General features: G+C 45.0%; 24 protein-coding genes. 10 read left to right on the top strand and 14 right to left on the bottom strand.

Annotated elements, in window-relative coordinates; all coding sequences use genetic code 11:
- Nucleotides 1–3: 3 nt before the first annotated feature.
- The 6 genes from P3L47_RS07925 to P3L47_RS07900 form a co-directional block, all read right to left on the bottom strand.
- Nucleotides 4–516, bottom strand: a complete 513-nt coding sequence (locus tag P3L47_RS07925; protein WP_122363629.1) for a hypothetical protein — start codon at nucleotides 514–516, stop codon at nucleotides 4–6.
- Nucleotides 517–1,013: 497 nt separating this feature from the next.
- Nucleotides 1,014–1,397 carry a DUF3037 domain-containing protein gene (locus P3L47_RS07920; protein ID WP_122363628.1) on the bottom strand — a complete coding sequence of 128 codons (384 nt, stop codon included), beginning with the start codon at nucleotides 1,395–1,397 and terminating at the stop codon, nucleotides 1,014–1,016.
- Nucleotides 1,375–2,157: a HipA family kinase gene (locus P3L47_RS07915; RefSeq protein ID WP_277783260.1), complete on the bottom strand. Its 783-nt coding sequence runs from the start codon at nucleotides 2,155–2,157 to the stop codon at nucleotides 1,375–1,377. Before P3L47_RS07915 ends, P3L47_RS07920 begins: the two co-directional genes overlap by 23 nt.
- 121 nt (nucleotides 2,158–2,278) lie before the next feature.
- The gene (gene dprA / locus P3L47_RS07910; RefSeq protein WP_277783259.1) at nucleotides 2,279–3,388 is read right to left on the bottom strand and encodes a DNA-processing protein DprA; all 1,110 of its coding nucleotides are present in this window, start codon (nucleotides 3,386–3,388) and stop codon (nucleotides 2,279–2,281) included.
- An 8-nt stretch (nucleotides 3,389–3,396) separates the two neighbouring features.
- Nucleotides 3,397–3,807: an acyl-CoA thioesterase gene (locus P3L47_RS07905; protein ID WP_122363625.1), complete on the bottom strand. Its 411-nt coding sequence runs from the start codon at nucleotides 3,805–3,807 to the stop codon at nucleotides 3,397–3,399.
- A complete protein-coding gene (locus P3L47_RS07900; RefSeq protein WP_277783258.1) occupies nucleotides 3,807–5,063 on the bottom strand; it encodes a peptidase U32 family protein in 1,257 nt (418 codons plus the stop codon). Before P3L47_RS07900 ends, P3L47_RS07905 begins: the two co-directional genes overlap by 1 nt.
- A 251-nt stretch (nucleotides 5,064–5,314) precedes the next feature.
- Between P3L47_RS07900 and P3L47_RS07895 the strand changes: the two genes are divergently transcribed.
- Genes P3L47_RS07895 through P3L47_RS07885 form a run of 3 tightly spaced genes read left to right on the top strand, consistent with a single transcriptional unit; the run spans nucleotide 5,315 to nucleotide 10,995 of the window.
- Nucleotides 5,315–6,424 (top strand): efflux RND transporter periplasmic adaptor subunit, encoded by a 1,110-nt coding sequence (locus P3L47_RS07895; RefSeq protein WP_258914803.1) that lies wholly within the window; start codon nucleotides 5,315–5,317, stop codon nucleotides 6,422–6,424.
- An 11-nt stretch (nucleotides 6,425–6,435) separates the two neighbouring features.
- Entirely contained in the window at nucleotides 6,436–9,630 is a 3,195-nt protein-coding gene (locus P3L47_RS07890) for an efflux RND transporter permease subunit (RefSeq protein ID WP_277783257.1), read from the top strand.
- 3 nt (nucleotides 9,631–9,633) lie between these two features.
- A complete protein-coding gene (locus P3L47_RS07885; RefSeq protein WP_277783256.1) occupies nucleotides 9,634–10,995 on the top strand; it encodes an efflux transporter outer membrane subunit in 1,362 nt (453 codons plus the stop codon).
- Nucleotides 10,996–11,126: 131 nt separating this feature from the next.
- Here P3L47_RS07885 and P3L47_RS07880 read toward each other — a convergent pair whose 3' ends face one another.
- The 4 genes from P3L47_RS07880 to P3L47_RS07865 form a co-directional block, all read right to left on the bottom strand.
- Nucleotides 11,127–12,323: a 6-bladed beta-propeller gene (locus P3L47_RS07880; protein WP_277783255.1), complete on the bottom strand. Its 1,197-nt coding sequence runs from the start codon at nucleotides 12,321–12,323 to the stop codon at nucleotides 11,127–11,129.
- Nucleotides 12,324–12,389: 66 nt separating this feature from the next.
- A complete protein-coding gene (locus P3L47_RS07875) occupies nucleotides 12,390–13,616 on the bottom strand; it encodes a tetratricopeptide repeat protein (RefSeq protein WP_277783254.1) in 1,227 nt (408 codons plus the stop codon).
- Between the two features lie 315 nt (nucleotides 13,617–13,931).
- Nucleotides 13,932–15,371: a M56 family metallopeptidase gene (locus P3L47_RS07870; protein WP_277783253.1), complete on the bottom strand. Its 1,440-nt coding sequence runs from the start codon at nucleotides 15,369–15,371 to the stop codon at nucleotides 13,932–13,934.
- Between the two features lie 11 nt (nucleotides 15,372–15,382).
- Complete coding sequence (locus tag P3L47_RS07865) at nucleotides 15,383–15,739, bottom strand: BlaI/MecI/CopY family transcriptional regulator (RefSeq protein WP_277783252.1); 357 nt, start codon at nucleotides 15,737–15,739, stop codon at nucleotides 15,383–15,385.
- A gap of 169 nt (nucleotides 15,740–15,908) precedes the next feature.
- Between P3L47_RS07865 and dusB the strand changes: the two genes are divergently transcribed.
- From dusB to P3L47_RS07840, 5 genes are all read left to right on the top strand, one after another.
- Entirely contained in the window at nucleotides 15,909–16,898 is a 990-nt protein-coding gene (gene dusB, locus P3L47_RS07860; RefSeq protein WP_277783251.1) for a tRNA dihydrouridine synthase DusB, read from the top strand.
- 327 nt (nucleotides 16,899–17,225) lie between these two features.
- The gene (locus tag P3L47_RS07855; protein WP_277783250.1) at nucleotides 17,226–18,038 is read left to right on the top strand and encodes a head GIN domain-containing protein; all 813 of its coding nucleotides are present in this window, start codon (nucleotides 17,226–17,228) and stop codon (nucleotides 18,036–18,038) included.
- Between the two features lie 25 nt (nucleotides 18,039–18,063).
- Entirely contained in the window at nucleotides 18,064–18,888 is an 825-nt protein-coding gene (locus P3L47_RS07850) for a head GIN domain-containing protein (RefSeq protein WP_277783249.1), read from the top strand.
- Nucleotides 18,889–19,108: 220 nt separating this feature from the next.
- Nucleotides 19,109–19,894: a head GIN domain-containing protein gene (locus P3L47_RS07845; RefSeq protein WP_277783248.1), complete on the top strand. Its 786-nt coding sequence runs from the start codon at nucleotides 19,109–19,111 to the stop codon at nucleotides 19,892–19,894.
- A 9-nt stretch (nucleotides 19,895–19,903) separates the two neighbouring features.
- Complete coding sequence (locus P3L47_RS07840; protein WP_277783247.1) at nucleotides 19,904–20,707, top strand: GIN domain-containing protein; 804 nt, start codon at nucleotides 19,904–19,906, stop codon at nucleotides 20,705–20,707.
- 36 nt (nucleotides 20,708–20,743) lie between these two features.
- Here the strand turns inward: P3L47_RS07840 and P3L47_RS07835 are convergent, their stop codons facing one another.
- Genes P3L47_RS07835 through P3L47_RS07820 form a run of 4 tightly spaced genes read right to left on the bottom strand, consistent with a single transcriptional unit; the run spans nucleotide 20,744 to nucleotide 23,638 of the window.
- Nucleotides 20,744–21,751 carry an NAD-dependent epimerase/dehydratase family protein gene (locus P3L47_RS07835; protein ID WP_277783246.1) on the bottom strand — a complete coding sequence of 336 codons (1,008 nt, stop codon included), beginning with the start codon at nucleotides 21,749–21,751 and terminating at the stop codon, nucleotides 20,744–20,746.
- 3 nt (nucleotides 21,752–21,754) lie between these two features.
- Nucleotides 21,755–21,961, bottom strand: a complete 207-nt coding sequence (locus P3L47_RS07830) for a hypothetical protein (protein WP_122355819.1) — start codon at nucleotides 21,959–21,961, stop codon at nucleotides 21,755–21,757.
- Between the two features lie 11 nt (nucleotides 21,962–21,972).
- Nucleotides 21,973–22,731: a metal ABC transporter ATP-binding protein gene (locus P3L47_RS07825; RefSeq protein WP_122363610.1), complete on the bottom strand. Its 759-nt coding sequence runs from the start codon at nucleotides 22,729–22,731 to the stop codon at nucleotides 21,973–21,975.
- On the bottom strand, nucleotides 22,715–23,638 hold the full coding sequence (locus tag P3L47_RS07820; RefSeq protein ID WP_277783245.1) for a metal ABC transporter solute-binding protein, Zn/Mn family: 924 nt from the start codon (nucleotides 23,636–23,638) through the stop codon (nucleotides 22,715–22,717). Before P3L47_RS07820 ends, P3L47_RS07825 begins: the two co-directional genes overlap by 17 nt.
- A gap of 288 nt (nucleotides 23,639–23,926) precedes the next feature.
- Between P3L47_RS07820 and P3L47_RS07815 the strand changes: the two genes are divergently transcribed.
- A complete protein-coding gene (locus P3L47_RS07815; protein WP_277783244.1) occupies nucleotides 23,927–24,253 on the top strand; it encodes a hypothetical protein in 327 nt (108 codons plus the stop codon).
- 201 nt (nucleotides 24,254–24,454) lie between these two features.
- Nucleotides 24,455–25,924: a glycoside hydrolase family 125 protein gene (locus P3L47_RS07810; protein ID WP_277783243.1), complete on the top strand. Its 1,470-nt coding sequence runs from the start codon at nucleotides 24,455–24,457 to the stop codon at nucleotides 25,922–25,924.
- The last annotated feature ends 167 nt before the right edge of the window (nucleotides 25,925–26,091 follow it).

Below are 26,091 nucleotides of genomic sequence, written 5' to 3'. Positions count from 1 at the left end.
TTTTTATGCAATATCCTCACTCAACTTCACCCGCAGGTCATTTTGATAGGTATGCATGAACTTCTCCAGATCGAAAAACAAGTAAGAAAGGAGTTTGATGATAGGATTTTTTATCCGAATGGTTTCCGTTGATGTAAAATGCGTTCCGCCTGTACTGGTTGACTTCAATTCACCTTTCCAATGGCCGGTGAATCCGTTCCCCCGGATAATATCAAACTCATACAACGAATAAGGCTGTTTATTGGCTGTCCGGAAACGGATGACGGAACCATTCTTCGCGATCTCGTCCCAAACTTCTATCCCATCATTTTCTTCTATAATGACAACCTTTTCCAAATCGCTGCGATAACCACAATCTGCGTTATTCGTCAGCGCATTATAAACCTTTTCCGGCGATGCATTGTAATAGCATTCGCTGGTTGCGGTTCTTTCATTCGGCAGAAGAAGGCCAACAATACAAATCAAAGCCACAATCCCCACCACAATAATAAAAAAGTAAATAAAAAAGGACATCATTATAATCTAATTTCTAAATAACTGAATCACTGATCTTTCGCAAATGTAACCAATTAAAAGAACATAACAGAAACATTACGGATAAAATTAATACCTCCTTTTCCCGTCTCCCCTGGTCCCGGTTTCTTTATTTCATATACAGGGAATAAAAAACAAAAGTTCATTTCAATTCCTTATTCCGGAAAAAATATTCGGATCGTATAAACAAAAAAGGTTTGCTCCGATAGCAAACCTCCATAAACAATTAAAGCCTGTCTCACGACAAGCCCTAATCAAACTTTGTTAACCTTAAATCTAATACTATTATGAAAAAACCACAGTACAAAGATACGCCTACAGCAAGCATTTGTCAAGCTTTTTACAGACAATATATGTTAAGTGCAAAAGCCTCTTTCGCCAAAAAGTGTTAGCTAAAATAAAACTATATACAATACTGGCAAAAACTGCTAAAATTAACAATTAAAATAGACTTTCTTTGCTGAAATATCCGATATAGACTAGATCACCAACTCGGCATACAGCTTCTCGAACGTCGCCTCCAGATCGCAGGAAAAGCCGGGATGCGGACGGGATGTCTGTATCGAAGAACTGCGCACAGCCGTCAGCCAGCGGAAACGTTCAGGGATATCCATGGCAGCGATAGGACCTGCGCTCTTTGCCCCCGAACAGATATGATCGAATACTTTCAGAGCAGCATACAACGAATCCATATCCAGCTCTGAGGAAAACAGACGGAGCTTCTTCTCGTCCACCTGATAACGCGCCTTTATAAAGCGGGCCTGTTTCGAGAACATGATAATACCTACATTAATAAACTCCTCACGTTCCACCCGGGGAACAAAACGGATAACGGCGTATTCATATAAGTGCTTTCCTTGCATCTTGTGCTTCTTTTATAAATGTTTCGGAATGGGGAATCCTTTCTGTCAAAAATTCAATATAGACTTCTCTTATCTCCTGCGGCGTACCGGGACTTTCACTCCAATGCAGCCAGTCGTCCGGAATCAGGGAGACGATCTCACGAACCTTTTCCGGAGTAAGCAAACGTTCGAACTCGGCATTCACTTCTTCCAGCTTACCGGCCTCCGGCAACAAAGCATGATCCTTGATCTGGATAAACGGACTCAAAGCGTGTTTGTGCCAGTTCGACCATGAATAATGGAAGTAAAGCGATGCACCATGATCAATCAGCCACAATTCCTTATGCCACATCAGCATATTGGTATTGCGGGTCGTACGGTCCACGTTGGTCAGCAAGGCATCCAGCCAGACGATCTGCGAGGCCAGCTTTTCTCCTACCTTATTAACTACCGGATCGAATGTCAGTGCGCCCGACAGGAAATGTAATCCCAGGTTCAGACCACGGCTCGCCTGTAACAAATCCTGTATCTCCTCATCACCTTCCGTTCGTCCGAAAGCCTCATCCAGATTTAGGAAGACCAGCTCCGGAACACGAAAGCCCAGTGCACGTGCGACTTCACCACCGATCAGTTCGGCAATAAGCGCTTTGGTTCCATGACCGGCGCCACGGAACTTTACTACATATTTATATTCATCGTCGGCTTCAGCCAAAGCCGGCAACGAACCGCCTTCCCGTAAAGGCATAATATATCTGATCACATTCGCTGTTCGCAATTCCATATTCAAATGCTTTTGACAAAGATAAAGATACTTCCTGTTTACACAAAAGAAACAATCAACATCTCTAAAACAATATAAACAGGCGGTTGTTTTAATTGAAATAAGTTATGAGATGTAACCGTTAGGCAAGCCGGTAGATATTTCCCGGCAAAGTCCTGATCAAACCGTTCATCTCCAGTTCAAAGAGTAAAGATGACAGTTCACGGACAGGCAGATTCAATGCAACAGCCAGTTGGTCGATATGCATCTCGCCTCTTTCACGGAGAACGGTTATTACCGGTGCTGTCCGCTCATCTTCCCCGAAAAACAATTCAGTCTGAACAGGGAGGGAAGAAGCTGTTTCCTTTATATCCCAGCAAAGCGCCGAGATAAGGTCGGAAGCGGAAGTTATCAGCCCAGCCTTATTCTGCCGGATCAAGGCATTGCAGCCTTTCGAATGGAGATCGTTTACCCGACCGGGAAATGCGTAGACATCCCGTCCATAGGAGAAAGCAAGATCGGCAGTGATCAGCGAGCCGCCTTTCTCGGCAGATTCTATCACGACCGTCGCATCCGCCATACCGGCAACAATCCGGTTACGCCGTACAAAGTTCGGCTTATCCGGTTCCGTTCCACTACGAAATTCGGTCAGCAAACCTCCGCGGTCCAACATATCCACTGCTACGGAACGATGCGAAGGCGGATAAATACGATCCAACCCGTGAGCCAGCACACCTACCGTCGGCAAGTTCGCTTTAAGCGCAGCCCGATGGGCACATACGTCGATACCATAAGCCAGTCCGCTTACGATCAGTAAGTTCGGGATAGAAAGCGAAAGGGTGTGTACCAGTTCGTCCGTCATCGCCCTGCCATACTCCGTTGCATGACGGGTTCCAACAATACTGATAATACGAGAAGCATTCAGATCGGCACCGCCTTTAAAATAGAGAAGCACCGGAGCATCAGAGCACTCCTTCAAACGTTTCGGGTAATTCTCATCTGTCAGGAAATAACAGGTGAGCTGGTTCTTTTCGATAAAGGCTAACTCTTTTTCCGCTTGCAGAAGGACTTCCGGGCGTTTGACAGCAGCGGCCGTAGCCGAACCGAAACCCGGAATCTTCTCCAATACATGTTGTGTCTCCGTAAAAACGGCTTCCGCATCACCACAGGTTTGCAGAAGCTGACGGGCCAGGATATCTCCTACCCCGTTTATCATAGTTAAGCCAATTTGGTAAATCCGGTTGTCTGTCATAATCTATCTCATAGTTTATCCTGTATCCTTTTAAGCATTTCGTCGAAATATTCGCCGCGGGTCAGCTTGCCGTCCTGCACAACAACAGACTCAACTTTCCCTTTGGTAGCCAGCACACCGTCCGAAGCCCGATAGATATCCTGTTCAAAAACCAGTTTCACGCCTTTCTTATACACATTCAGGCAGGAGATATAACTGTCGCCGCTCTTCAAGGATGTTTTATAATCGATCTCCACATGAGAGACGAAGCCGTCCACCCCTTTATCGTGCATGGCTCCGAAATTCTCGCCCAGCGATTCGAGGAACTCATGACGGGTATGTTCCATATAATGCTGATAGTTGGAGTTGTTCACTACTCCCTGCAGGTCGCATTCATAGTCGCGCACCTTGTCTGTCAGTTTAAAAATATACTCTTTCATTATTTCAGTTCTTTATCGTTGTTAGGTACCATTTTATACAGGCGGTCGGAAGGGCGTACCTTTTCAGATACTTTGAAGGAGAAACGCTCGCCTTTTACGGTTTCTTCCACCGGCTTCAGGTCGACACGTATCTCATCGATGGTCTGCATCACCGCACCGGTTGTCGGGCCTGTGATCAGAATCTCATCTCCCGCTTTCAGCGAGCCCGATTCCATTTCAAATTCAGCCACACCGATGCCGCTGAAGTATTTGATGCCTTTCGCCACATATACTTTCTTTTTGGTCGAACCGGAACCATACTTGCTGCTCCATTCACCCAAACGCTGTCCCAGATAATAGCCGTCCCAAAAGCCCCGGTTGAAGACGCTTTTCAGACGCTCGTCCCAGACGGCGATCTTTTCTTCATCATATGTTCCACTGCAATAAGCCTTCACTGCTTCTTTATAACATTCAGTCACGAGACGCACATATTCCGGTCCGCGGGCACGGCCTTCGATCTTGAATACCCGCACGCCTGCATCCATCATCTTGTTCATGAAATGGATCGTTTTCAGGTCTTTGGGCGACATGATATATTGATTTTCTATATCCAGTTCGATGTTGCTGTCCTTATCTTTCACCGTATATCCGCGGCGGCAGATCTGCATGCAAGCACCCCGGTTGGCAGACGCATTCATTTCATGCAGGCTCAAATAGCATTTACCGGAAACAGCCATACACAAGGCACCGTGGGCAAACATCTCGATACGGATCAGTTCGCCTCTCGGACCGGTTATCTGCTGTTCTACAATCTGTTTGTAGATTTCGGCTACCTGTTTCAGATTCAATTCGCGCGCCAGCACCACCACATCGGCAAACTGGGCATAGAACTTCAGCGCCTCCACATTCGATATATTCAGCTGGGTAGACAGGTGAACTTCCTGCCCGATCCGGTTCGCATAGCTCATGGCTGCCACGTCTGCCGCAATAATTGCAGAGACTTCCGCTTCCTTTGCCGCATCGATAATTTCACGCATCAATGCCAGGTCTTCCCCGTAAATAACCGTATTAACCGTCAAATAACTCTTAATGCTGTGTTCCTTACAGATGGAGACAATCTTACGCAAATCGTCCGTGGTGAAATTATTGGAAGAGCGCGAACGCATATTCAGTCCTTCAATGCCGAAGTAGATGGAGTCGGCTCCTCCCTGGATAGCTGCCATCAACGACTCATACGAGCCGACCGGCGCCATTATTTCAAAATCTTTCTCGTTCAAAGCTGTTTGGTTTTAAATTAGAAACCACAAAGATACGGCTTTCTTCGCATACTTCTAAGATAAAACCAGTTAACTTTTTATCCGGCATCGGACAATGCACATAATAATATCACATATTTATTTCATTTCATTAGATTTTATTCTCTTAAAATTCCTATATATTATAAATATAGAATATCTATATAGACATTCAGACAATTTTTTTCCCACATTTATCTGTTAATTTTGCGGCATTTAACAAATTAAGACATATGATACAAGCAAAAGCAAGATGGATACAGCTGATGATGATTATTGGTTGTACGACAATGTGGATGACATCCTGTAAAAAAGAGACGTCGGATGCACAGATGAAAGCGTCTTACGCAACAATGAAAGTTTCAACAGCCAATAGGGAGCTGACCATGCCCTATTCAGCGTCTATTCGCGGTCGCCAGGATATAGATATTTATCCGCAAGTATCAGGAACTATCGAACGACTCTGCGTAACAGAAGGACAGGTTGTACGAAAAGGACAGTTACTTTTTGTAATCGACCAAGTACCTTATAAGGCAGCTTTGAAAACGGCTCAAGCCAACGTTGAGGTTGCAAAAGCAGCTTTAGGTACTGCCGAATTGAATTACAACAGCACAAAAGAACTGTTTGCCAAAAAAGTTGTTTCCGAATTCAATCTGAAAACAAGCCAGAACAATTACCTGACAGCCAAAGCGCAACTGGCACAGGCAGAGGCACAGGAGCTAAATGCCCAAAACAACCTTTCTTATACGGAAGTAAAAAGTCCGAGCGACGGAGTAGTCGGTATGCTGCCTTATCGTGCCGGAGCATTGGTCAGTGCCAATATTCCGCAGCCGTTGACAACTGTTTCCGACAATTCAAACATGTATGTGTACTTCTCCATGACGGAAAACCAGCTGTTGGCCATGAGCCGTCAGTACAAAAGCATGGATGAAGCGTTGGCCAATATGCCGGAAGTCACATTGAAACTGAACGACCAGTCTGTTTATGAGCAGAAAGGGAAAATTGAATCCATCAGTGGAGTGATCGACCGCCAAACCGGTACGGTAGGTGTTAGAGCCGTATTCCCGAATGAATCCCGCCTGCTCCATAGCGGAGCATCCGGCAATGTGCTTATTCCGCAAACCTACACAGACTGCATCGTTATCCCGCAAGGCGCAACGGTTCGTTTGCAAGATAAAACCCTTGTTTACAAAGTAGTCGATGGCAAAGCCGTTTCTACATTAATTACCGTAGCCGAAATCAGCGACGGCCGCGAATATATCGTACTTGACGGACTCAAAGTGGGTGAAGAAATTGTATCCGAAGGAGCCGGATTGGTACGTGAAGGAACACAAGTAAAATAAATTAGCAAAATATGAAAGGAAATATTTTTATCAAACGGCCTGTTATGGCCATATCTATCTCCATTCTTATTTTGGCGATAGGACTCATTTCGCTCTTTACCTTGCCGGTCGAGCAATATCCGGATATTGCCCCTCCTACGGTCCATGTATCGGCAAGCTATACCGGAGCAGATGCTGATGCTGTGATGAACAGTGTCATTATGCCACTGGAAGAAAGTATCAATGGTGTGGAAAATATGATGTACATGACTTCCACTGCCACCAATGCAGGTTCGGCGACTATCGAAGTGTACTTCAAACAAGGGACAGACCCCGATATGGCAGCCGTCAACGTCCAAAACCGTGTAACGAAAGCACAAGGTTTATTACCTGCCGAAGTAACCCGTATCGGTGTCAGCACACAGAAACGTCAGACCAGTTTCTTACAAATCGATGCACTTGTCAGTTCAAACGGACGCTATGACAAGACATTCCTCGGAAACTACCTGGATATTAACGTTGTGCCACGTATCAAACGTATCGAAGGCGTTGGTGACGTTATGGAGTTGGGCGATACCTATAGTATGCGTATCTGGTTGAATCCCGAACGTATGGCTCAATATGGATTGATACCCTCAGACGTGACTTCTATTCTGGGAGAACAAAATATCGAAGCACCTACCGGTTCATTAGGTGAAAACTCAAAGAATGTATTCCAATACACCATGAAATATCGCGGACGTTTGAAAAGCGTGGAAGAATTTCAAAACATCGTTGTCCGTGCCCAAGAAGATGGCTCCGTGTTGCGTCTGAAAGATGTGGCCAAAGTAGAATTGGGAACATTGAGCTATGGTTTCGACAGTCAGATGGACGGTAAACCTGCCGTAACATTCTTAATTTACCAAGTGGCAGGTTCTAATGCGACAGAAGTAAACGAACGCATTGCCGCCGAATTGAAAGAGATAGAAAAGGAATTGCCCGCCGGTATGGAATTTATCACGATGATGAGTTCCAACGACTTCCTTTTCGCTTCTATATATAATGTAGTAGAGACATTGATCGTCGCCATCATACTTGTAATCTTGGTGGTATATTTCTTCCTGCAGGACTTCAAGAGTACGCTTATTCCTTCTATCGCCATCATTGTTTCACTGATCGGTACATTTGCTTGCTTAACAGCTGCCGGGTTCACAATCAACATCCTGACCCTGTTTGCATTGGTGCTTGCCATCGGTACGGTGGTGGATGATGCCATCGTGGTGGTAGAAGCCGTACAAGCCAAATTCGATGCCGGTTATCAATCTGCTTATCAGGCAACAAAAGATGCGATGGGGGATGTAACCATGGCCGTTATATCTTGTACGTGTGTGTTTATGGCCGTGTTTATTCCTGTTACTTTTATGGGAGGAACATCCGGTATCTTCTATACGCAGTTTGGCGTAACGATGGCAACCTCCGTAGGTCTTTCGATGATTTGTGCCTTGACACTCTGTCCGGCTCTTTGTGCCATGATGATGCGTCCTAGCGATGGAACCAAGAGTGCCAAAAGTTTCAACGGACGGGTGCGCGCCGCTTATAATGCTTCGTTCAACGCCGTATTGGGCAAATACAAAAAAGGAGTGATGTTCTTTATCCACCACCGTTGGATGGTGTGGGTTGGTATAGTAGGAGCTATCGTCTTATTAGGATGGTTGATCAGCAGTACCAAAACAGGTCTTGTTCCTCAGGAAGACCAAGGAACTATCATGGCCAACGTGGCGATTGCTCCGGGTAGTACGCTGGCAGAGACAACCAAGGTGTTGGACAAGGTGGAAGACATCCTCAAAAACACCCCTGAAATAGAACACTACTCCCGAGTAGCCGGCTACGGTTTCCTGGCTGGTCAGGGTACATCTTACGGTATGGCTATCATCCGTTTGAAAGACTGGAGTGAGCGTAAAGGCAGCGAACATGTTTCCGATGCCGTAATCACCCGATTGAATGCACAATTCGCTCAAATCAAAGAGGCGCAGATATTCTGCTTCCAGCCGGGTATGATTCCGGGTTACGGTATGGGTAACTCCATTGAGCTTAACTTGCAGGATCGTACCGGAGGGGATATGGGCACGTTCTACCAAAAAGCCATGCAATATATCGGAGCATTAAACCAGCGTCCGGAAGTGGCTATGGCTTATACTTCGTATGCTATGAACTTCCCCCAAATTGCAGTGGATGTAGATGCTGCCAAATGTAAACGTGCGGGTATTTCACCTTCGACAGTGCTTGATGTACTGGGCAGTTATTGCGGTGGTGCCTACGTTTCCAACTACAACCAATTCGGAAAAGTATATCGCGTCATGTCGCAGGCTTCACCGGAATATCGTTTGGATGAACAAGCGCTGAACAACATGTTCGTAAGAAACGGTACAGAAATGGCACCGATTAGCCAGTTTGTAACGCTCAAACGCGTGTTAGGCCCGGAAGTCGCCAACCGTTTCAACCTGTTTAGCTGTATCACAGTGAATGTAAATCCGGTTCCGGGCTATTCTACAGGTGAAGTACAGAAAGCTATTGAAGAGGTGGCCGCACAAATGTTACCTACAGGCTACGGTTACGAATATGGTGGTATGGCACGCGAAGAGGCTAGCAGCGGAGGTTCTCAAACACTCTTTATCTATGCCGTCTGTATCTTGCTTATCTACTTGATTTTGGCTTGTCTTTACGAAAGCTTCCTTGTGCCTTGGGCGGTTATCCTTTCCGTACCGTTTGGCTTGATGGGTTCATTCCTGTTCGCTAAATTATTCGGATTGGAAAACAATATTTACTTGCAGACTGGTGTAATTATGTTAATTGGTCTTTTGGCTAAAACGGCTATTTTGATTACAGAGTTTGCCATCGAGCGTCGCCGCCAGGGAATGGGCATCGTAGAATCGGCCTATTCGGCAGCACAGGCCCGTCTGCGTCCGATCCTGATGACCGTACTTACCATGATTTTCGGTATGCTTCCGCTGATGTTCGCTTCCGGAGCCGGTGCCAACGGTAACAGTTCATTGGGAACAGGCGTTGTCGGTGGTATGGCTGTCGGAACATTGGCCTTATTGTTTGTTGTACCGGTATTCTATATCATTTTCGAGTATCTGCAAGAAAAGATTCGCCCGCCGATGGAAGTGGAAACCGATGTCCAGGTCGCGTTGGAAAAACAAAAAAGCCAAGCCGAGCGCGACAGTTTAAACAATGAAAATAATTAATATATGAAGAAAATAATTGTATTGACAACCGCAACTGCCTTACTTAGCAGTTGCGGCATATACACCAAATATCAACCGGCTACAACAACTCCGGATAATTTATACGGAGAAGAGGTGGTCGTCGATGATACAACAAACTTCGGTAATATCAACTGGCGGGAACTTTTTACAGACCCGCAGCTGCAAACACTTATCGAACAGGGGTTGCAAAACAATACAGACCTTTTGTCCGCCCAACTGAGAGTGGAAGAAGCGGAAGCATCATTGCTGTCGGCAAAACTGGCCTTTTTGCCTTCACTGGCCCTTACTCCACAAGGAACAGTAAGCAGTTTCGATGGTGGCAAAGCAACTCAAACATATACATTGCCTGTCACTGCCAGCTGGGAATTAGACATTTTCGGACGTCTGCGCAATGCCAAGCAACAAGCAAAAGCGTTATACGCCCAAAGCAAAGACTATCAGCAGGCCATCCGTACCCAACTGATTGCCGGAATAGCAAACACCTATTATACGCTATTGATGCTGGACGAGCAGTTATTAATCTCTCAACAAACGGAAGAGTCCTGGAAAGAGGCGGTAGCTTCTACTCGTGCATTGATGGATGCCGGTTTAGCAAACGAGGCAGCCACTTCACAAATGGAAGCTGCCTACTACAGTGTGCAAACATCCATAGTCAACCTGAAAGAACAAATCAATCAGGTAGAAAACAGCCTTTCGTTATTGCTTGCTGAAACTCCTCGTCGGTACGAGCGCGGCAAATTGGCCGAACAGCAGTTCCCGGAAGATGTAGCTGTCGGAATCCCTATGCAGTTGTTGGCAAACCGTCCTGATGTCCGTTCAGCCGAACGTTCATTGGAACAGGCTTTCTATGCAACAAATCAAGCGCGTGCAGCTTTCTACCCCTCTATCGTGTTGAGCGGAAGCGCCGGTTGGACCAACTCGGCCGGAGGCATGATTGTCAATCCGGGTAAATTCCTGGCATCGGCTGTCGGTTCATTGACGCAGCCTTTGTTCAACAAAGGACAAATCACAGCTCAATATCGCATAGCCAAAGCCCAGCAGGAAGAAGCCAGCCTGGCATTCCAGCAGGCTCTTTTGAATGCCGGAAGTGAAGTCAACGATGCATTGGTGGCTTGCCAAAGCAGCAAAGCAAAGACAGCCTTGTACGAGAAACAAATTACGTCTTTGGAAAAAGCGTTGGAGAGTACCTCCTTATTGATGGAATACGGAACAAATACCTATCTGGAGGTACTGACAGCCCGTCAATCACTGTTAAGTGCACAATTGTCACAAACCGCCAACCGGTTCACCGAGATACAAAGCATGATAAACCTCTATCATGCGTTGGGTGGCGGCAGAGAATAAAGTAACATTTGAGAATTCATAATACTTTAACCAAACCTTAATTTACAATCGGTCCTGTTTCAATAAGAACACTTTGGTTTCTTAAAGAAACAGGATCTTTTATTGTAGGCAAAATTTATTCGTGCCTTTTATTAGCGCAAATGATAAATAGTGACCAGCGGATTCGATTCTTCTGTTATTTTCTGCAACACAGGATGTTCCTTCAACTTCGGATCTTTTTCTTTCAGATATTCAATTTCTACTGCTGTATTCACCTGTATCATCAGCTTCTTAGCCGGATAAGAGAAAAAAGGCCAGACAGGAAGTCCGCCGTCCGTTTCGTTGCGGACTCCGATGCCGGTCAGCGCCCTGTTGTGTTCGAATAGTTCCATAGCGTCAATATCTGATGCTTCACGACTCAAGGCACCAGTCTGCTTATCCAGTCGATATAAAAAGAATTTAGATTCATTGGAGCTTTGGAAGCATTTAGCAAAATAAGAACGGGGCGTTTCGAAGATATTAAAAACGCTGTATGTGCCGTCGACAGATGCGTTTCCGGTTTTAGACGAACGCATCTCCTTTTCCTCCGATGCAGAATAGCCGTTGTTGACAAGGAAAGCCGGTGAAATCGTTTTGGCATTCACATTCCAGACCGTATCGGTTCCTTCTGAATAGCAAAACCAACCGTCCATGCTTCCGTTATATATCCATCCTTTCAGACTGGTTTCTTCCAACGGCATCAGGTTCATATTCCCAATGGTCGGGCGAAGCGCGATCGTATCATCCGTCGCCCAGTTAAAGATTCCCAGACTGAACATACCCGGAACATTCAACGGAACATACATTCTGCCCAATTCGGCCATCACGTTCGGTCCGACGGAAAGCTGGTAAGAATAAGGATGCAAACTTGTTATCTTCTTGATAAACTCTCCGTAAAAAGAATAAAAAGAGGTAGAGAAGTACTCACTGACACAGAACAGACGGTTTTCTTCATCAACCGTGAACGATATGATCTGCCCCGTTTCCCCCGGACCGTTTCCTGTCTTTGCTATCCGACGAAGAAAATGACCTTTCCGGTCGAACTGCAACACACCGTCCTGACGGGTAGAATAAACGAATATATACTCATCGGTAACCGCTATATCCAATATATTGGCGATCAAAGATTCGTCCGTCAGTTCCAGAGGAACGTATTCGACGGATTCTATCTCGTCTGCTATTTCCACCTGACCGGAAGCAAAGTCTTTTGCCGTCAGATCGATCTGAAGCAACTCACCGGAAGACTTTTTCGATTCGCATCCGGTACTAATAAGAATGGCTGCCATGAGCCCGAACAATACCTTTTTCATACGCTTTTTTTCAGACAAAAGTAGAAGAAAGCCTCTTTTCTCGGTTTCACATCAGTTCACATCTGCTTAAAAATCACGAATAAAGGCATCGCATAGCTCCGGTGTCCCCTTTTCTCCCGTCATTTTCTGATACAGGCGGACACGGCGCATCGAAATAGCCTGATTCGTACAACACAGCAGCATGGCGGTTACCGAAGGGGAAACATCCATTTTAATCAGGCAACACATGCGCCATTCCTGTTCACTTAATTTCGGGATCTTCCTCTTCAGCCGTTCACGAAATTCGGGATAGGTGCCGTTCACCGCCTGCAGCAACTCTTCCCAGTCTTTGGGAGCCGGCTTCCATTCTTCTTTTCTGTGGAAACGCTGATACACTTCAGATGATTGAAATTCTATTTCAGACAACGCAACAACAGTCTTCTTCTTCCAGTAACGGAAATAGCCCCAGCCCCCGATTCCACAAGCGGCCAGCAGACCGATCCAGAAAAAGACCTGTCCTTTTTGTGTCTTTTCGGCATTCGACAAACGATTCTCCCACACTCTCTGTTCAGAAGTAAAAAGAAGCTGGGCTATCTGATTCTGTTCTTTCTCCTGCCGCAGGGAGGACAAATAATGGGAATAATTTTTTCGGTAAAAGTCAGCCTGCAGACTGTCTCCACGTCTCTCGGCAATCCGGGACAGGGAAACATACACATGCGGATGGGAAACGGACACATGGCTTAGATAATCCTCGGCTTCTTCCAGTTCGCCTGAAGAAATTTTCAGGTCAGCCAATGCCAGACAGAGCTCCGCTTTCTCTTCTCCGGAAATATCTTGTTCGAGTTCCTCTTTCAATAACAGTTCGGCTTCCCGGCAGCGTCCTCCCTGTTGTAATATCTTTGCCTGACTGATCCGGCAACCGCCTATCTGATAATAATAGCATGCACTATCCGCCTCTCCGGTCAAGGCATGGATATCGCCTATTTCCCGATAAAGCCCCATCCGCAGGGAATCGTTGGCATTACTGATGTAAGACAAGGCCTTTTTTTCGCATTGCAACGCTTCATGCTTCAAGGATTGGTTCCGGTATATATTTCCCATCCTCCGGTAAACAGAAGATAAAGCAACGCTGTCTTTTTCCTTTTCAGCCAATCTCGCTGCCTGTTGATACATCGCTAAAGCAGGAAGATATTGTAACCGTTCTTCATAGAATGCAGCCTGCCGGAGAAGTGATTCGGCAGGTATGGTCTCTTGCCGTCCGGTTTCGGAAGAGCAGGAGACTAGCAGACAAATAAAAAAGAATATCCCTATCATAAGCGACAAAGATACAAGCTTCTACTTATACTCTGTCGCCTCACTTGCGAACTTTTAATGTTTTGTTCCTTATTATTTAGTTTTTTGGTCGTTATATATTAGTTGCAAAGTACGGTATATTTTTTCTTTTTGGCATGCTTGAATTTAATTTTGAGCTAGCCTAAAATTGATTTCGACCATGCTAAAAATTAATTTTATGCTTGCTCAAAAGAAAAGAAATATAGGAGAAAAATAATAAATAATAATGATGAAAAGACTAAAAGTATAGCATAAAACAAGTAGAGGAAAGCGTGTTGAAAGCCTTCCTCCACTATCTTAAATCGTAGCGCCCGAACTAGAAGGAGGAAGTACACTCTTATTATCAGAGGGCAACTGTATCTTCTTTTTCTCCGTCGAATAAAGCATATGATGTGCACCGTCTTCAAACAAAAGGAAAGGGGCTTTATCCGTCCCAACGGTTGCCTGTTGCTGTAGGAATGCCTCTTTGACTATTTCCAACGCACGCTCGACCTTTTCTTTCGGTGTATTTATATCCTGTTTAAAATAAAAAGAGACAGGCTTTCCGTTCTTTTTCTCAGAATCAAACCGTTCTTGCAGCACAGCCGGCAATTCCTCGACCGAAAGAATCTTATCGAACTTCAATAAAACGACACTGTTTGCATTCATAAACAGTTCATACACGTTCGTATTCTTTTTCAGAAATGCAGCGGTCTTATCGGCAGAAGCCATTACAGCCGTATCATTCACATACTTGCACAGCTCCGTTTTAAAGAATTCTTTCAAATCCTGTTGTTCTTCCGGCGGAGTATCCTTATCTTTGCTTTGGATAAGCGTCTCCAACTGCCGGTTCACTTCCGGACGGGCAAAAGCATTGAGGACGATAAGTCCTACGGGAACCAGGAGCAGCAGCTTCAACCGGGCCCAATTGTTTGATTTACCTTTTAACATCATAGTAATACGTTTTTTAATTTTACTGTGATTGAAGCTGTTGGCAAGAGTGTAGAGGCTGGAGCCGACAGCTTTTTTCACGAGTAACAGTTGATATTTTGTTGCATCGATGCCTTGAGCAAGTACGCCCTTATCGGCCTGGTATTCATGGATATCCTTCAGTTCGCGTTTCAACAGCCAGGCAGCCGGATTGAACCAGTGAAGCCAGAGTATTACTTCCATAAAGAGCAGATCGACAGAGTGGCGGGATTCCAAATGTATTTTTTCATGGGTAAGGATCTCATCGGGATGCTTTTCGTAATCATTCTCGGACAAGATGATATATCGTCCCCAACTGAACGGGGAAACAGTATCCGAGGTCAATATCAACGTATAACGCTCTTGTTGCAACTTTCGTCCGCTCCGGATAAGAACAAACATTTTCCGGAACGACAACAACGTGACCGTCAGACAAATCAGAACCCCAATCAAATAAGCAAAAAATAAAAGCTGTCCCCAATCAACGGCCACAGCAGGTTCGACAGCCGGAACGATTCTCATCCCCGAAGCCCCGCCGGAAAGAGCCACAGAGTTTGTCCCCTCTCCCATGATCATCTCTTCCAGATGCATAAAGGGTTGCTGGATTAGCAACGGTTCAGCCGTCTTTATTTCGAATACAGGCAACAACATACATATACTCATTCCACCTAACATCACCCAACGGTTGAAGCGAAAGAATGTATCATTACTCAACAATGCCTTGAACCCGATATAAAACAGGGTCAGGCAAATGGTGGATTTTAATATGTACAGAAGTAAAGTGCCCATAATCCGGTCATTTATTTGTTCTTGATCTGTCGGATCAATTCCTGCAATTCATCCAGTGTCAACGCCTCTTCCTCGATCAGCGTAGAGACGACGCGGGTATAAGAATTATCAAAATACTTATTGACAACCTGCTTTAGTGTCTTCCTGCGGTATTCGTCTTCCGAGATCAGAGCATAATACTGATGCGTATTTCCAAAAGCCTGATAACCGATATATCCTTTCTCTTCGAGGGTACGGACAATGGTGGAAAGCGTGTTGTAATGTGGCTTAGGTTCTTCCTGCAAGTCGAGCAATTCGCGGACAAACAAAGGTCCTTTCGCCCAAAAATAGCCTAATATCTCTTCTTCTTTCGATGTCAATCGTTTCATAATCTGTCGTTTTATTAAAGGAATGCCCAAATATAACTATATTAATCAGTAATACAACTACAACACATAGTTAATCTACTATAAAACGTAGTAGATTATATATTGGAGACTATTCTATCATAATTCTTCGCGGAAAAAGCAGTACTTTTGCAGTCTATAATAAGAAGGTATGAAGATAGGCTCAATAGATTTAGGTGAACATCCGGTATTCCTGGCACCGATGGAAGATGTGACGGACATCTCTTTCCGTTTGATGTGTAAACGTTTCGGTGCCGACATGGTATATACGGAATTTGTATCGAGCGATGCACTGATCCGCAACGTGAACAAGACACAGGAGAAACTAACCGTTGCCGAGGACGAACGACCGGTAGCAATACAGATATATGGTAAAGAAGTGGAAGCGATGGTGGAAGCAGCAAAGATATGCGAAGCCGCCCGCCCCGACATTCTCGATATCAACTTCGGTTGCCCGGTGAAGAAAGTAGCAGGCAAAGGGGCCGGAGCAGGTATGTTGCGGAATATTCCACTGATGCTGGAAATAACGCGCGAAGTGGTAAAGGCCGTCAGCATCCCCGTAACAGTAAAAACCCGCCTGGGATGGGATGCCGAAAATAAAATCATTGTCGACCTGGCCGAACAATTGCAGGACTGCGGTATCGCCGCCCTTTCCATCCATGGCCGTACCCGTGCCCAGATGTACACCGGTGAAGCGGACTGGACACTGATCGGTGAAGTGAAAAAGAATCCGCGCATGCATATTCCCATTATCGGAAACGGTGACGTGACATCAGCAGAAATATGCAAACAGCGTTTCGAAGATTACGGAGTGGACGGCGTGATGATCGGTCGCGGAAGTATCGGTCGTCCTTGGATATTCCGTGAAGTAAAACATTACCTGACCACCGGAGAAGCATTGCCGGAAGAGAAGTTCTCCTGGTATCTGGATATCCTCAAGCAACAGGTCATGCAAAGTGTGGAAAGACTGGACGAACGACGCGGCATTTTACACATCCGCCGTCACCTGGCAGCCACTCCCCTGTTCAAGGGTATTTCCGATTTCAAACCGACACGCGTTGCTATGCTTCGTGCGGAAACGGTTACCGAACTGTTTGACATAATGGATTCTATCCCAGAGAAGTTCGGCCTCACGGAATAAATCGTTCAAAATATGTAACTTTTGCGTCATAAAGTGACAAAATTACAATAAAATGATACAATAGAACATTGCATATAATATATTTCCTCTTATATTTGCATCGAGTTTTTTTCATAGTATTTTAGATCTAAGGTTAACAAGTCTTTGCAAAGGAGGAATCGTGAGATTGCTTCGTTGGGAAGCAAAAAGACCGCATCCGTTATTATTTCGGATCGCGGTTTTTTTATTGTTTGCGCACCCTCTCTTTTTTGAAAAATAATTCACTGAATCTGCAACCTTTCCGCCAATAGCTTCGTCTTATAAGATAAAGAACTAAAAACAATATAGATGAAAACAAAAGTATCACTCCTTATAGCCTGTTTACTGGTTACCCTGACAGGATTTGCCCGCACCACAGAAACAGTGTCCGGCAACGGAAATGTTATTACAAAAAGAATTTCCATCAGTGATTATAACGAGATATCGACAGTCGGAGTTGTGGAGTTCGTTTACGAACAATCGAATGCTGCTCCTTACCTGGAAGTGCAAATCGACGAGAACCTGCTTCCGCTGCTTCAAATGCAAGTGGACGGCAAAGAACTGAAAGTCGGCCCGAAAAAGGTAAAAGAAAACAGCCGTAACGGTAATACATACAATCTGAGACCGACCACTTTCAAGGTCATCAGCAACTCGCGCGAACTAAAAGAGCTGAACGTAGTCTCTTCCGGCGATTTCATTATTGCCAGTCCGATACATGTAGAGAAGCTGGAGATCAACATGGCTGGCAGCGGCAATATTCTTTTGAAGAAAAAGGCGGAAGGCAACAAGATAGAGATCAACCTAGCCAGTTCAGGAAGTGTCGTTGCATCGGATATCAATCTGAATACGATCGAATGCAGTTTAGCGGGCAGCGGAGCAATCCAGATTGCAGGCAAAGCAAGCCGTGCCGAATACAACCTGGCGGCAAGCGGCAACATAAAAGCATTCGATTGCATCACAGAGAAAACAGAATGTAATATTGCCGGTAGCGGTAATATCCAGACTTACACCAAAAACCAGCTGGAGGCCAACATTGTGGGTAGCGGCAATGTCTATTACAAAGGCAATCCGACGACCAGCAAAAGTATCATCGGATCAGGTAAACTGAAAGACGCAAATTAAAAGAACAAACTAAATAATAAATGTCATGAAAAAATTAGCATTAGCCATCATCGTATTAGTAGTACTTGGTACGGTCGGCTGTTACGCACAAAAGACCAAAGGGAACGGTAATATTATCACCAAAGAAATACAGATAGCCGATTACAGCGGTCTGATAGTAGGCCAGGGCATCGAGATTAACGGAAGCTTTTTCTCCGGAAAAAATAAATCTCCACAAGTTAATTATACCCAGCAGAATGGAAAATCCGGTCTAAAGATCACGATAGATGAAAATCTACTTCCACTTCTCAAATTCAAAATAGAAAGTGGCATATTAAAAATAGAAACAGAGAAAGGAACCAGAATCATCCCCAGCAGATTGACTATAGAAGCCCATTCTACTGAATTAAAGAAACTGGGAGTTTCCAGCAGTATCGATTTTATCCTGAAAAGTTCGTTATCAGGCGATAATATTGAAATCAACGCATCCGGAGCCAGCGACGTATACCTGGAAAAACCGATGCGCATAGCCAATTTATGCAAGATCAACCTGAGCGGAGCCAGTGACCTGAAAACAAGCGATCTGGAATGTCACAGAATAGAAGCCCGCTCTTCAGGCTCCAGCGACCTGTACCTGAATGGGAAAGCAAACGAGGGGAAATTCAACTGTAGCGGAAGCAGCGATATAAAAGGGTATGGTTTCACCTTGAAGACATTGGAATGTTCGGCAAGCGGTAGCAGCGATATTTTTATCACAGTTACGGAATCTTTGAATGCATCAGCTTCCGGAAGCAGTGACATCAAATACAAAGGGAATCCAAAAGTTAAGAAACATTCCAGCGGTTCCAGCGATATCGATCCGGCAAACTAAGAAATCAATATATTGGGAGTTGGAAAACCCGGAATTACTTTTCACTGTCGCACGGTGAAAAGATAATCTCCGGGTTATTTTATAGACCAAAATTCTATCGTTTAATGCCCTATAAATGTTTAACAAATGTAGGAGTTGAATTAAATTACTCCTATTTTTGTAACCTGTCGTATAAAAGATACGTCTATTATAAGGAAAGGCAATACTAAACAAATAAATTATGAGAACAAAAGGTTTATTATCTATTATCATGTTATTGGGATTGTTATTCACTGCCCAGGCAGCAGACCACGTAAAAGGTAACGGAAAACTATCCAGTAAAAAGATCACTATTGATGATTACAATTCAATCAAAATCGATGGGGTAATCGATTTCAATTATGAACAATCGGATGCAGCACCCTATATTGAAGTGACTGTAGATGAGAACCTGCATGAATATGTCAATATCAATATCAAAGACCGGGAACTCTCAGTAGGTTTCAAAGGGGCTAAAGTAGACCATTATACCAAGTTTATCGTAAAGACAAACTCCAAATGGCTCAAGGAAGTGAAAGCTTCGGGTAATGCCAACTTCATGGTAAACAGTCTGCTGACCGGGGACGAATTAAAAATCAATGCAAACTCCAACTGCCTGGTTCAATTGAAAGAGCCGGTAAAAATGGGCAAGCTCGACCTGAATGTTTCGGGTAGCGCCAATATGGTTATCAACGAACTGCAGGCTGACAAACTGGAGTGCAGCATCAACGGCTCAGGCACTATCAACCTGAAAAAGGGAGAAGCCAAAGAGGGCGCATACAGTATCACCAGCAGCGGTGAGATCATGGCTTTCGGAGTTGCCGTACCCGAGCTAAGCTGTAAAATGACAGGAAACGGCTCGATGGAAGTTCATCCCACCAATAATCTGAAAGCAAACATTGTCGGTAAAGGCAAGATCCGCTACAAAGGGCCGACAGCTGTTCAGCAGAAGGTATTGGGCAAAGGCTCCGTAGAAGAAGTAAAATAATAAAACGATATGAAACAAACACTCTATTTAACTGTACTGTCCGTTATCCTGTTGCTAGCTTCAGGATGTATCTTCATGCCGTCCGTCAGAGGTGACGGAAACGTGATAACCCAGACAATCGATATTGTCGATTACAACGAAATAGATGTGCAAGGCTCTGCAATTATATTCAATTATTCACAGCAGGAGTCCGCTCCGGCTCTGACCGTCACAGTCGATCAAAACATCTACGATTTGTTTGAATTTAAGACAGACGGGGAGAAACTGGTTATCCGCCCTAAAGAACGGGGCAAGAAACAGATCCGGTTCCGTCCGACAAAATTTACAATCACGACAAACTCCTCAGCATTGAAAAAAGCCGATATGGGCGGGATTAAGGTATTTAACCTAAACGGTAAATTCGCATCCAATGAGAAAGTGGAATTCAATACGGCAGGCAGCACGAGAATAGAGTTAAGAGATACAGTGACCGTCGACCGAATGGAAATAAGTACAGCCGGTCAATGCACACTGAACGCAGATGCCCTGTATGCAAAAGTATTTAAAGGTGAAATAGCCGGAAAAGGCACATTCAACCTGAAAGGGGCGGGCGAAAATGCAGATTTCGAAATTGCAGGAAGCGGCAAAATTCATGCATTGGATTACGAGCTTTCTACTTTATCGTGCGAAATAGCCGGAAAAGGTCTGATCGAAACTTATGCAAAAGATCGGATTAATGCCGAGATAGCCGGAATGGGAACTGTAAAATATAAAGGAGATCCTACCGTCAATGTGGATAAAGCAGGATTAGGCTCCGTAAAGAAAGTGGATTGACCAGCCGTTATCCGGTAAGAACCGGATAACAACGGGTCATAGCCATCCTTCTTTCCGATACCATTCAAGACTTTCCTCCAACCCTCTACGCAAGGGATATTCAGGAGTAAAACCTAATTCATCCTGGAGCGGTGCGACATCACAAATCCAGTTGCGCTGTTTCAGGATGATATATTTATCAGTATTCAATGTCATGCCTTTATTCAAAAACTTGCCGATCCATTCGGAACAATGACATGCCACATTCACCAGCCCCAACGGGATACGGGCATGCAGCACATGCTTCTTGCCCAATAGCTCCTGTATCATCCGGGCAAAGGATTCGTCGGTATGCACATCTCCGTCCGCGACAAAATAATGCCGGTTACGTATCGCTTCATTCTCCAACGCCAGGAAAGCTACCCGTGCCAGGTCTTTTACATAAATAAAGGTAATACGCTGGGGAGTATGTCCCACTGCAAAATCAAATCCGGACTTCACACTCTTAATCTCCATAAAATAATCCTTCTCGCCGGGACCATACACACCGGTCGGACGCAGAATCACATAAGGGAAATAGGATTGGTTACGTATAAAGTTCTCCGCCTCCAACTTACTCTGCCCATAAGCAGTGTCCGGTCGCTGAGGATCATCCAGGCGGATCGGGTGGAAAGTCTTTTCATCTCCCTGTCCATAGCTGCTCAGGCTACTCATCAACAGGAATTTTTTCGGCTGGCAATCAGCTGCTGCCAATGCTTCTATCAGATTTTGCGTATTCTCTGCATTAATACGGAAGAAGTTTCGTTTATCCAACGTCTTGGTCAGTCCGGCGTTGTGGATTACATAATCCCATCCTCCCTGTTCACGGGCAAAATCAGCCAACTGGGCAGTCAATGCCTCCCGGTTATTATATTTCAGATCGATAAAACGAATCCGTTCATCCTGCAGGTTCTCACGACTACTCGTAGCACGTATTCCTGCCCACGTCTCATATCCCCGGCGCAACGCCTCTTTTACCAAAAAGCCACCGATAAATCCGCTTGCTCCTGTAATCAGTATCTTCATATCTTAGTCTTTATTCTTCATATAATAGGTATAATAATACCATAACAGTCCGATCCAGTTCAATACAACGATGATCAGTATCCATACGATTTTCTGCCCGCGGGAGATAAAAGGATTCTGCATGACCGCCTTGCATCCGAACAGGATTACGGCAATACCGACAATAAACCCGATTTCCGGCAGTGAGATTAAACAAAGTGTGTGCGACATGAAAAAGAATATTAATGTTCGTGTGTTTTCAATACGCGATGCGGCAAATTACCATGCCCGATCAATTCGATCGGACAGGCATATTTCTCACCGAGCCATTCTTCGGATACATCCGCGCCGGGATGATAGTGCAACGTCTCGTTCACGCAGGCGATATTTTTGACCATCGCCAGCACCGTTCCGATGTCATGAGATACCAGAATGATCGCACTCTCTTTATTGATCTCCTCCAGTAACTGATAAAAACGAGATTCAAAGCGTTTATCGACATACGAATTCGGTTCGTCCAGGATCAGAAGCTGCGGACGGGAAACGATAGAACGTCCCAGCAAAACACGCTGTAACTGTCCTCCCGACAACTCACCGATCGAACGGGTGTACAGGTCTTCCAATCCCATCTGATGGATCACCTCTTCGATACGCTTTTTCTGAGCGTCCGTATACGAACGGAAACGGGGCTTTTCTGCTGCCAGTCCCGAAGCGACCACCTCCCAGACAGAGATAGGGAATTTACGGTCTATGTTATTCAACTGCGGCAGATAACCGATCCGTAAAGAAGAAACTTCCGTCCCGTCCCGAAAGAAACGGATGGCACCGGATACCGGCTGCAGCAACCCGAGGATCACCTTCAGCAAAGTAGTCTTACCTCCCCCGTTAGGTCCTATTATTCCCAGGAAATCATTCTTCCACACGGTCAGGGAGACATCTTTCAAAACAACCTTATTCCCGTAAGCGGCTGTTATATGATCTATTTCAATGAGCTTGTCCATCTGCCAATGCTTTTGCTATATGAATCATTTCTTTAGGCCAGTCATACGCCAGCGGATTGATCACCGTCAGTTTACAACCCGTTTCCCTGGCAATCAGTTCGGCATTCTTCTGGTCGAACTCCTGCTGGATAAATACGACACGGGCATTATTGGCACGAGCCGTTTCCACCAGTTGCTTCAACTGGGCTGGCGAAGGTTCTTTGCCATCCATCTCGATGCAAAGCTGCGTGAAATCGAACTCACCCGCAAAATAGGTCAGTGCCGGATGGTAAATAATAAATGTACGGTCAGTCAGCGGATCGAGCAGTTTTTTGATCTCCGCATCCGTTTTATCTAGCTCGTCCGATAATTTATTATAATTCTGCCAGAAATAATCCGTATTATCCGGATCCAACGCGATAAAAGCGTTCAATGTATTCCAGGCAATCGCTTTAGCCCCGGCAATGGAGCTCCAGATATGCGGGTCCACGCCACCGTGATGATGATGGTGATGCGTTCCCTCTCCGGCATGGGCATCATGATCGTGTGTACCATGATCATGGTCGTGTTCTTCCTCTGTCTCTTTCAACAGGTTAAACCCTTCCGAAGTATCAAAGAACGTCAGTTTCGGATTATTCTCACGTATCTTATCCATCCACGCCAGCTCAAAACCGATATGTCCGATTTGAAGGTATGCGACACTTCTGCCGACCTGGATCATCTGCTGGGGAGTAGGATCGTATGTTTCAGGACTTTGCCCGGCAGGGACCACACAATTGATCTTGAATTTATCCCCTGCAATCTGCTCTGCAAAATAACGCTGGGGCTCGATCGTAACCGTTACAATTTTCTCATCCGTCTGTTTGGTCACACAAGCCGTCAACAGCAGAATCGAGAAGATAGTGATTATTATACTCGTTTGTTTCATCTTTTATTTCTATCACAATTCGTACAAAGATACGATTTTTTTGAAACTCTCCCGCATTTCAGAAGAAAGGCAGTCCTTGTGTAGAATATGTCACATAAATATGGAAAAATTCCACACCTTCAACGGCAGGACCTTCTTTATCTGAGTTCTTATTCCAATATATAAATTCTAATTTTCAGTTACTTGCTCCCAAATAGGCTTTTCCTGTCCCTTTTGGCACGGATATTGAAGAATAGGAGCAAAAGGCAAAATAGGTATTAGTATTAGGTTTTAAGTAAAAAGAGAAGTATGAAAAAGATTGTTTTAATGGCAGCGATTGCCATGTGTTCCGTATGTACGTCACAGACTCAGGCACAAAACACAGTTGATAATGACAAAACGGAAGTGAAGAATCAGGATAAGTTTTACGAAATAGACATTACAGCCATTCCCCAGATACTGCAGGAAGGAGTAAATAACGTCTATCAGGATTGCCGGATCAAATCGGTTTACGTATCCAACAACAGCACGTATGTAAAATATAAAGTGATACTGGAAACGCGTGAGGGAAAAGACAAGAAAGTGTATTTCGACGATAAAGGCGTAGTAATCAAAGAACATAGCTATTTTCAATAAGCAGGATTTCATTTATCGGTAACCGCTGTTGTCAGCGGCTGAGTCCCAGCAATGAAAAAGGAGGTGCAGAGAAAGGTGGTTATAATATTTTTACGGGAATGTACTGGTTTTAATGGAAAAGATGCTTATTTTTACCCGCCAATTCAATGATTCAATGTCATTTGACGGATACAAATAACAATCAATAAAACATATAAACCCATGACTACACGTAGAAACTTTTTAAAATCCGGAGGTCTGTCGCTGGCAGGTCTATTGGTCGGGCAGAAATCGTTCGCCCATTTAACAGAGTCGGCTACCTCCGGAGCATCTCTTGCATCTAACACATTACAGTACACGTGTCAACGTCCGGCACCGGAAAAGCGGCAGTTTACATCCACTGCTGTCGAAAAGGCTATCCAGACTACCAAAGCACAGCTGAAAGATCCGAAACTAGCTTGGATGTTCGAAAACTGCTTTCCCAATACACTCGATACGACTTGCGAGCATAAGATGATAAACGGCAAGCCCGACACGTTCGTCCTTACAGGTGACATCCACGCCATGTGGCTGCGCGACTCGTCGGCACAAGTTTTCCCGCATATTCAATTCGCCAACGAAGATCCGGCGGTAAAAACCATGCTGGCAGGTGTTATCAACCGTCAGACCTGGTGCATTAACATCGACCCGTATGCCAACGGCTTCAACGAAGGTCCCGACGGCAGCCCTTGGGAAAAGGACCGAACAGCCATGAAAAAAGAGCTTCACGAGCGCAAATGGGAAATCGACTCGCTCTGCTACCCGATCCGCCTGGCTTACCATTTCTGGAAGAAGACCGGCGACACCTCTCCTTTCGATGCTGAATGGGACAAGGCGATGAAGACTGTCTACAAAACATTCATCGAACAACAACGCAAAGACAGTCTCGGTCCGTACCGTTTCTCACGTAAGACAGACCGCCAAGGGGATACGCTTCTGAATGACGGTTACGGAAGTCCGGTAAATCCTGTCGGACTGATCGTATCTTCTTTCCGTCCGTCTGACGATGCCACCTTGTTCGGATTCCTGATCCCGTCGAATATGTTTGCCGTCACTTCACTCCGCCAGCTGGCAGAGATGATGCGCGACATCAAAAAGGATAACGACTTTGCCCGCCAGTGCGACTCATTGGCCGACGAAGTAGCTGCCGCCATCGAGAAATACGGAATTGTCGAGCATCCGGAATTCGGCAAAGTATATGCTTTCGAAGCAGACGGTTTCTATAACCATGTATTTATGGATGACGCGAATGTCCCCAGCCTGCTGGCTATGCCTTACCTGGGTTGTATCGACGTGAATGATCCGGTTTACCAGAATACCCGTAAACTGGTTTTAAGCCCGATGAACCCTTATTTCTACAAGGGAAAAGCCGGTGAAGGCATCGGTGGTCCGCACATCGGCTTCAACTATATCTGGCCGATGAGCATCATCATGCGCTGTAACACCACCAGCGACAACGAAGAAATACGCCATTGCGTAAAAATGCTCCGCGACACGGACGGAGATACCGGCTTCATGCACGAATCGTTCCACAAAGACGATCCTAAGAAGTTCACCCGCTCCTGGTTTGCCTGGGTTAATACTTTGTTTGGAGAGATGATTTACCGTCTAGTACAGGAGGGGAAGACGGAGATACTCAATAATCTGGGATAAATCGGGAATATTCACACCCAAATCCACCTTTATAAGTAGCATTTTTACAATGCCTATTCTAAGGGTGTAACAATAGGCATTCTAACACCCTAACGATGCCCATTCTAAGCACCTAACAATAGGCATTGTTAAAATGTCAAGAATTCAGAGAATAACACATAGAACGA

Origin of the sequence: Parabacteroides chongii, assembly GCF_029581355.1 — a bacterium.
Classification (GTDB): Bacteria; Bacteroidota; Bacteroidia; order Bacteroidales; family Tannerellaceae; genus Parabacteroides; species Parabacteroides chongii.
This window is presented reverse-complemented; position numbering and strand designations above follow the sequence as displayed.

Excerpts from the sequence above, each read along its gene's own strand:
- P3L47_RS07925 (WP_122363629.1), bottom strand. The coding sequence starts at position 516 with ATGATGTCCTTTTTTATTTACTTTTTTATTATTGTGGTGGGGATTGTG.
- P3L47_RS07920 (WP_122363628.1), bottom strand. The coding sequence starts at position 1,397 with ATGCAAGGAAAGCACTTATATGAATACGCCGTTATCCGTTTTGTTCCC.
- P3L47_RS07915 (WP_277783260.1), bottom strand. The coding sequence starts at position 2,157 with ATGGAATTGCGAACAGCGAATGTGATCAGATATATTATGCCTTTACGG.
- dprA (WP_277783259.1), bottom strand. The coding sequence starts at position 3,388 with ATGACAGACAACCGGATTTACCAAATTGGCTTAACTATGATAAACGGG.
- P3L47_RS07905 (WP_122363625.1), bottom strand. The coding sequence starts at position 3,807 with ATGAAAGAGTATATTTTTAAACTGACAGACAAGGTGCGCGACTATGAA.
- P3L47_RS07895 (WP_258914803.1), top strand. The coding sequence starts at position 5,315 with ATGATACAAGCAAAAGCAAGATGGATACAGCTGATGATGATTATTGGT.
- P3L47_RS07890 (WP_277783257.1), top strand. The coding sequence starts at position 6,436 with ATGAAAGGAAATATTTTTATCAAACGGCCTGTTATGGCCATATCTATC.
- P3L47_RS07885 (WP_277783256.1), top strand. The coding sequence starts at position 9,634 with ATGAAGAAAATAATTGTATTGACAACCGCAACTGCCTTACTTAGCAGT.
- P3L47_RS07880 (WP_277783255.1), bottom strand. The coding sequence starts at position 12,323 with ATGAAAAAGGTATTGTTCGGGCTCATGGCAGCCATTCTTATTAGTACC.
- P3L47_RS07875 (WP_277783254.1), bottom strand. The coding sequence starts at position 13,616 with ATGATAGGGATATTCTTTTTTATTTGTCTGCTAGTCTCCTGCTCTTCC.
- P3L47_RS07870 (WP_277783253.1), bottom strand. The coding sequence starts at position 15,371 with ATGGGCACTTTACTTCTGTACATATTAAAATCCACCATTTGCCTGACC.
- P3L47_RS07865 (WP_277783252.1), bottom strand. The coding sequence starts at position 15,739 with ATGAAACGATTGACATCGAAAGAAGAAGAGATATTAGGCTATTTTTGG.
- dusB (WP_277783251.1), top strand. The coding sequence starts at position 15,909 with ATGAAGATAGGCTCAATAGATTTAGGTGAACATCCGGTATTCCTGGCA.
- P3L47_RS07855 (WP_277783250.1), top strand. The coding sequence starts at position 17,226 with ATGAAAACAAAAGTATCACTCCTTATAGCCTGTTTACTGGTTACCCTG.
- P3L47_RS07850 (WP_277783249.1), top strand. The coding sequence starts at position 18,064 with ATGAAAAAATTAGCATTAGCCATCATCGTATTAGTAGTACTTGGTACG.
- P3L47_RS07845 (WP_277783248.1), top strand. The coding sequence starts at position 19,109 with ATGAGAACAAAAGGTTTATTATCTATTATCATGTTATTGGGATTGTTA.
- P3L47_RS07840 (WP_277783247.1), top strand. The coding sequence starts at position 19,904 with ATGAAACAAACACTCTATTTAACTGTACTGTCCGTTATCCTGTTGCTA.
- P3L47_RS07835 (WP_277783246.1), bottom strand. The coding sequence starts at position 21,751 with ATGAAGATACTGATTACAGGAGCAAGCGGATTTATCGGTGGCTTTTTG.
- P3L47_RS07830 (WP_122355819.1), bottom strand. The coding sequence starts at position 21,961 with ATGTCGCACACACTTTGTTTAATCTCACTGCCGGAAATCGGGTTTATT.
- P3L47_RS07825 (WP_122363610.1), bottom strand. The coding sequence starts at position 22,731 with ATGGACAAGCTCATTGAAATAGATCATATAACAGCCGCTTACGGGAAT.
- P3L47_RS07820 (WP_277783245.1), bottom strand. The coding sequence starts at position 23,638 with ATGAAACAAACGAGTATAATAATCACTATCTTCTCGATTCTGCTGTTG.
- P3L47_RS07815 (WP_277783244.1), top strand. The coding sequence starts at position 23,927 with ATGAAAAAGATTGTTTTAATGGCAGCGATTGCCATGTGTTCCGTATGT.
- P3L47_RS07810 (WP_277783243.1), top strand. The coding sequence starts at position 24,455 with ATGACTACACGTAGAAACTTTTTAAAATCCGGAGGTCTGTCGCTGGCA.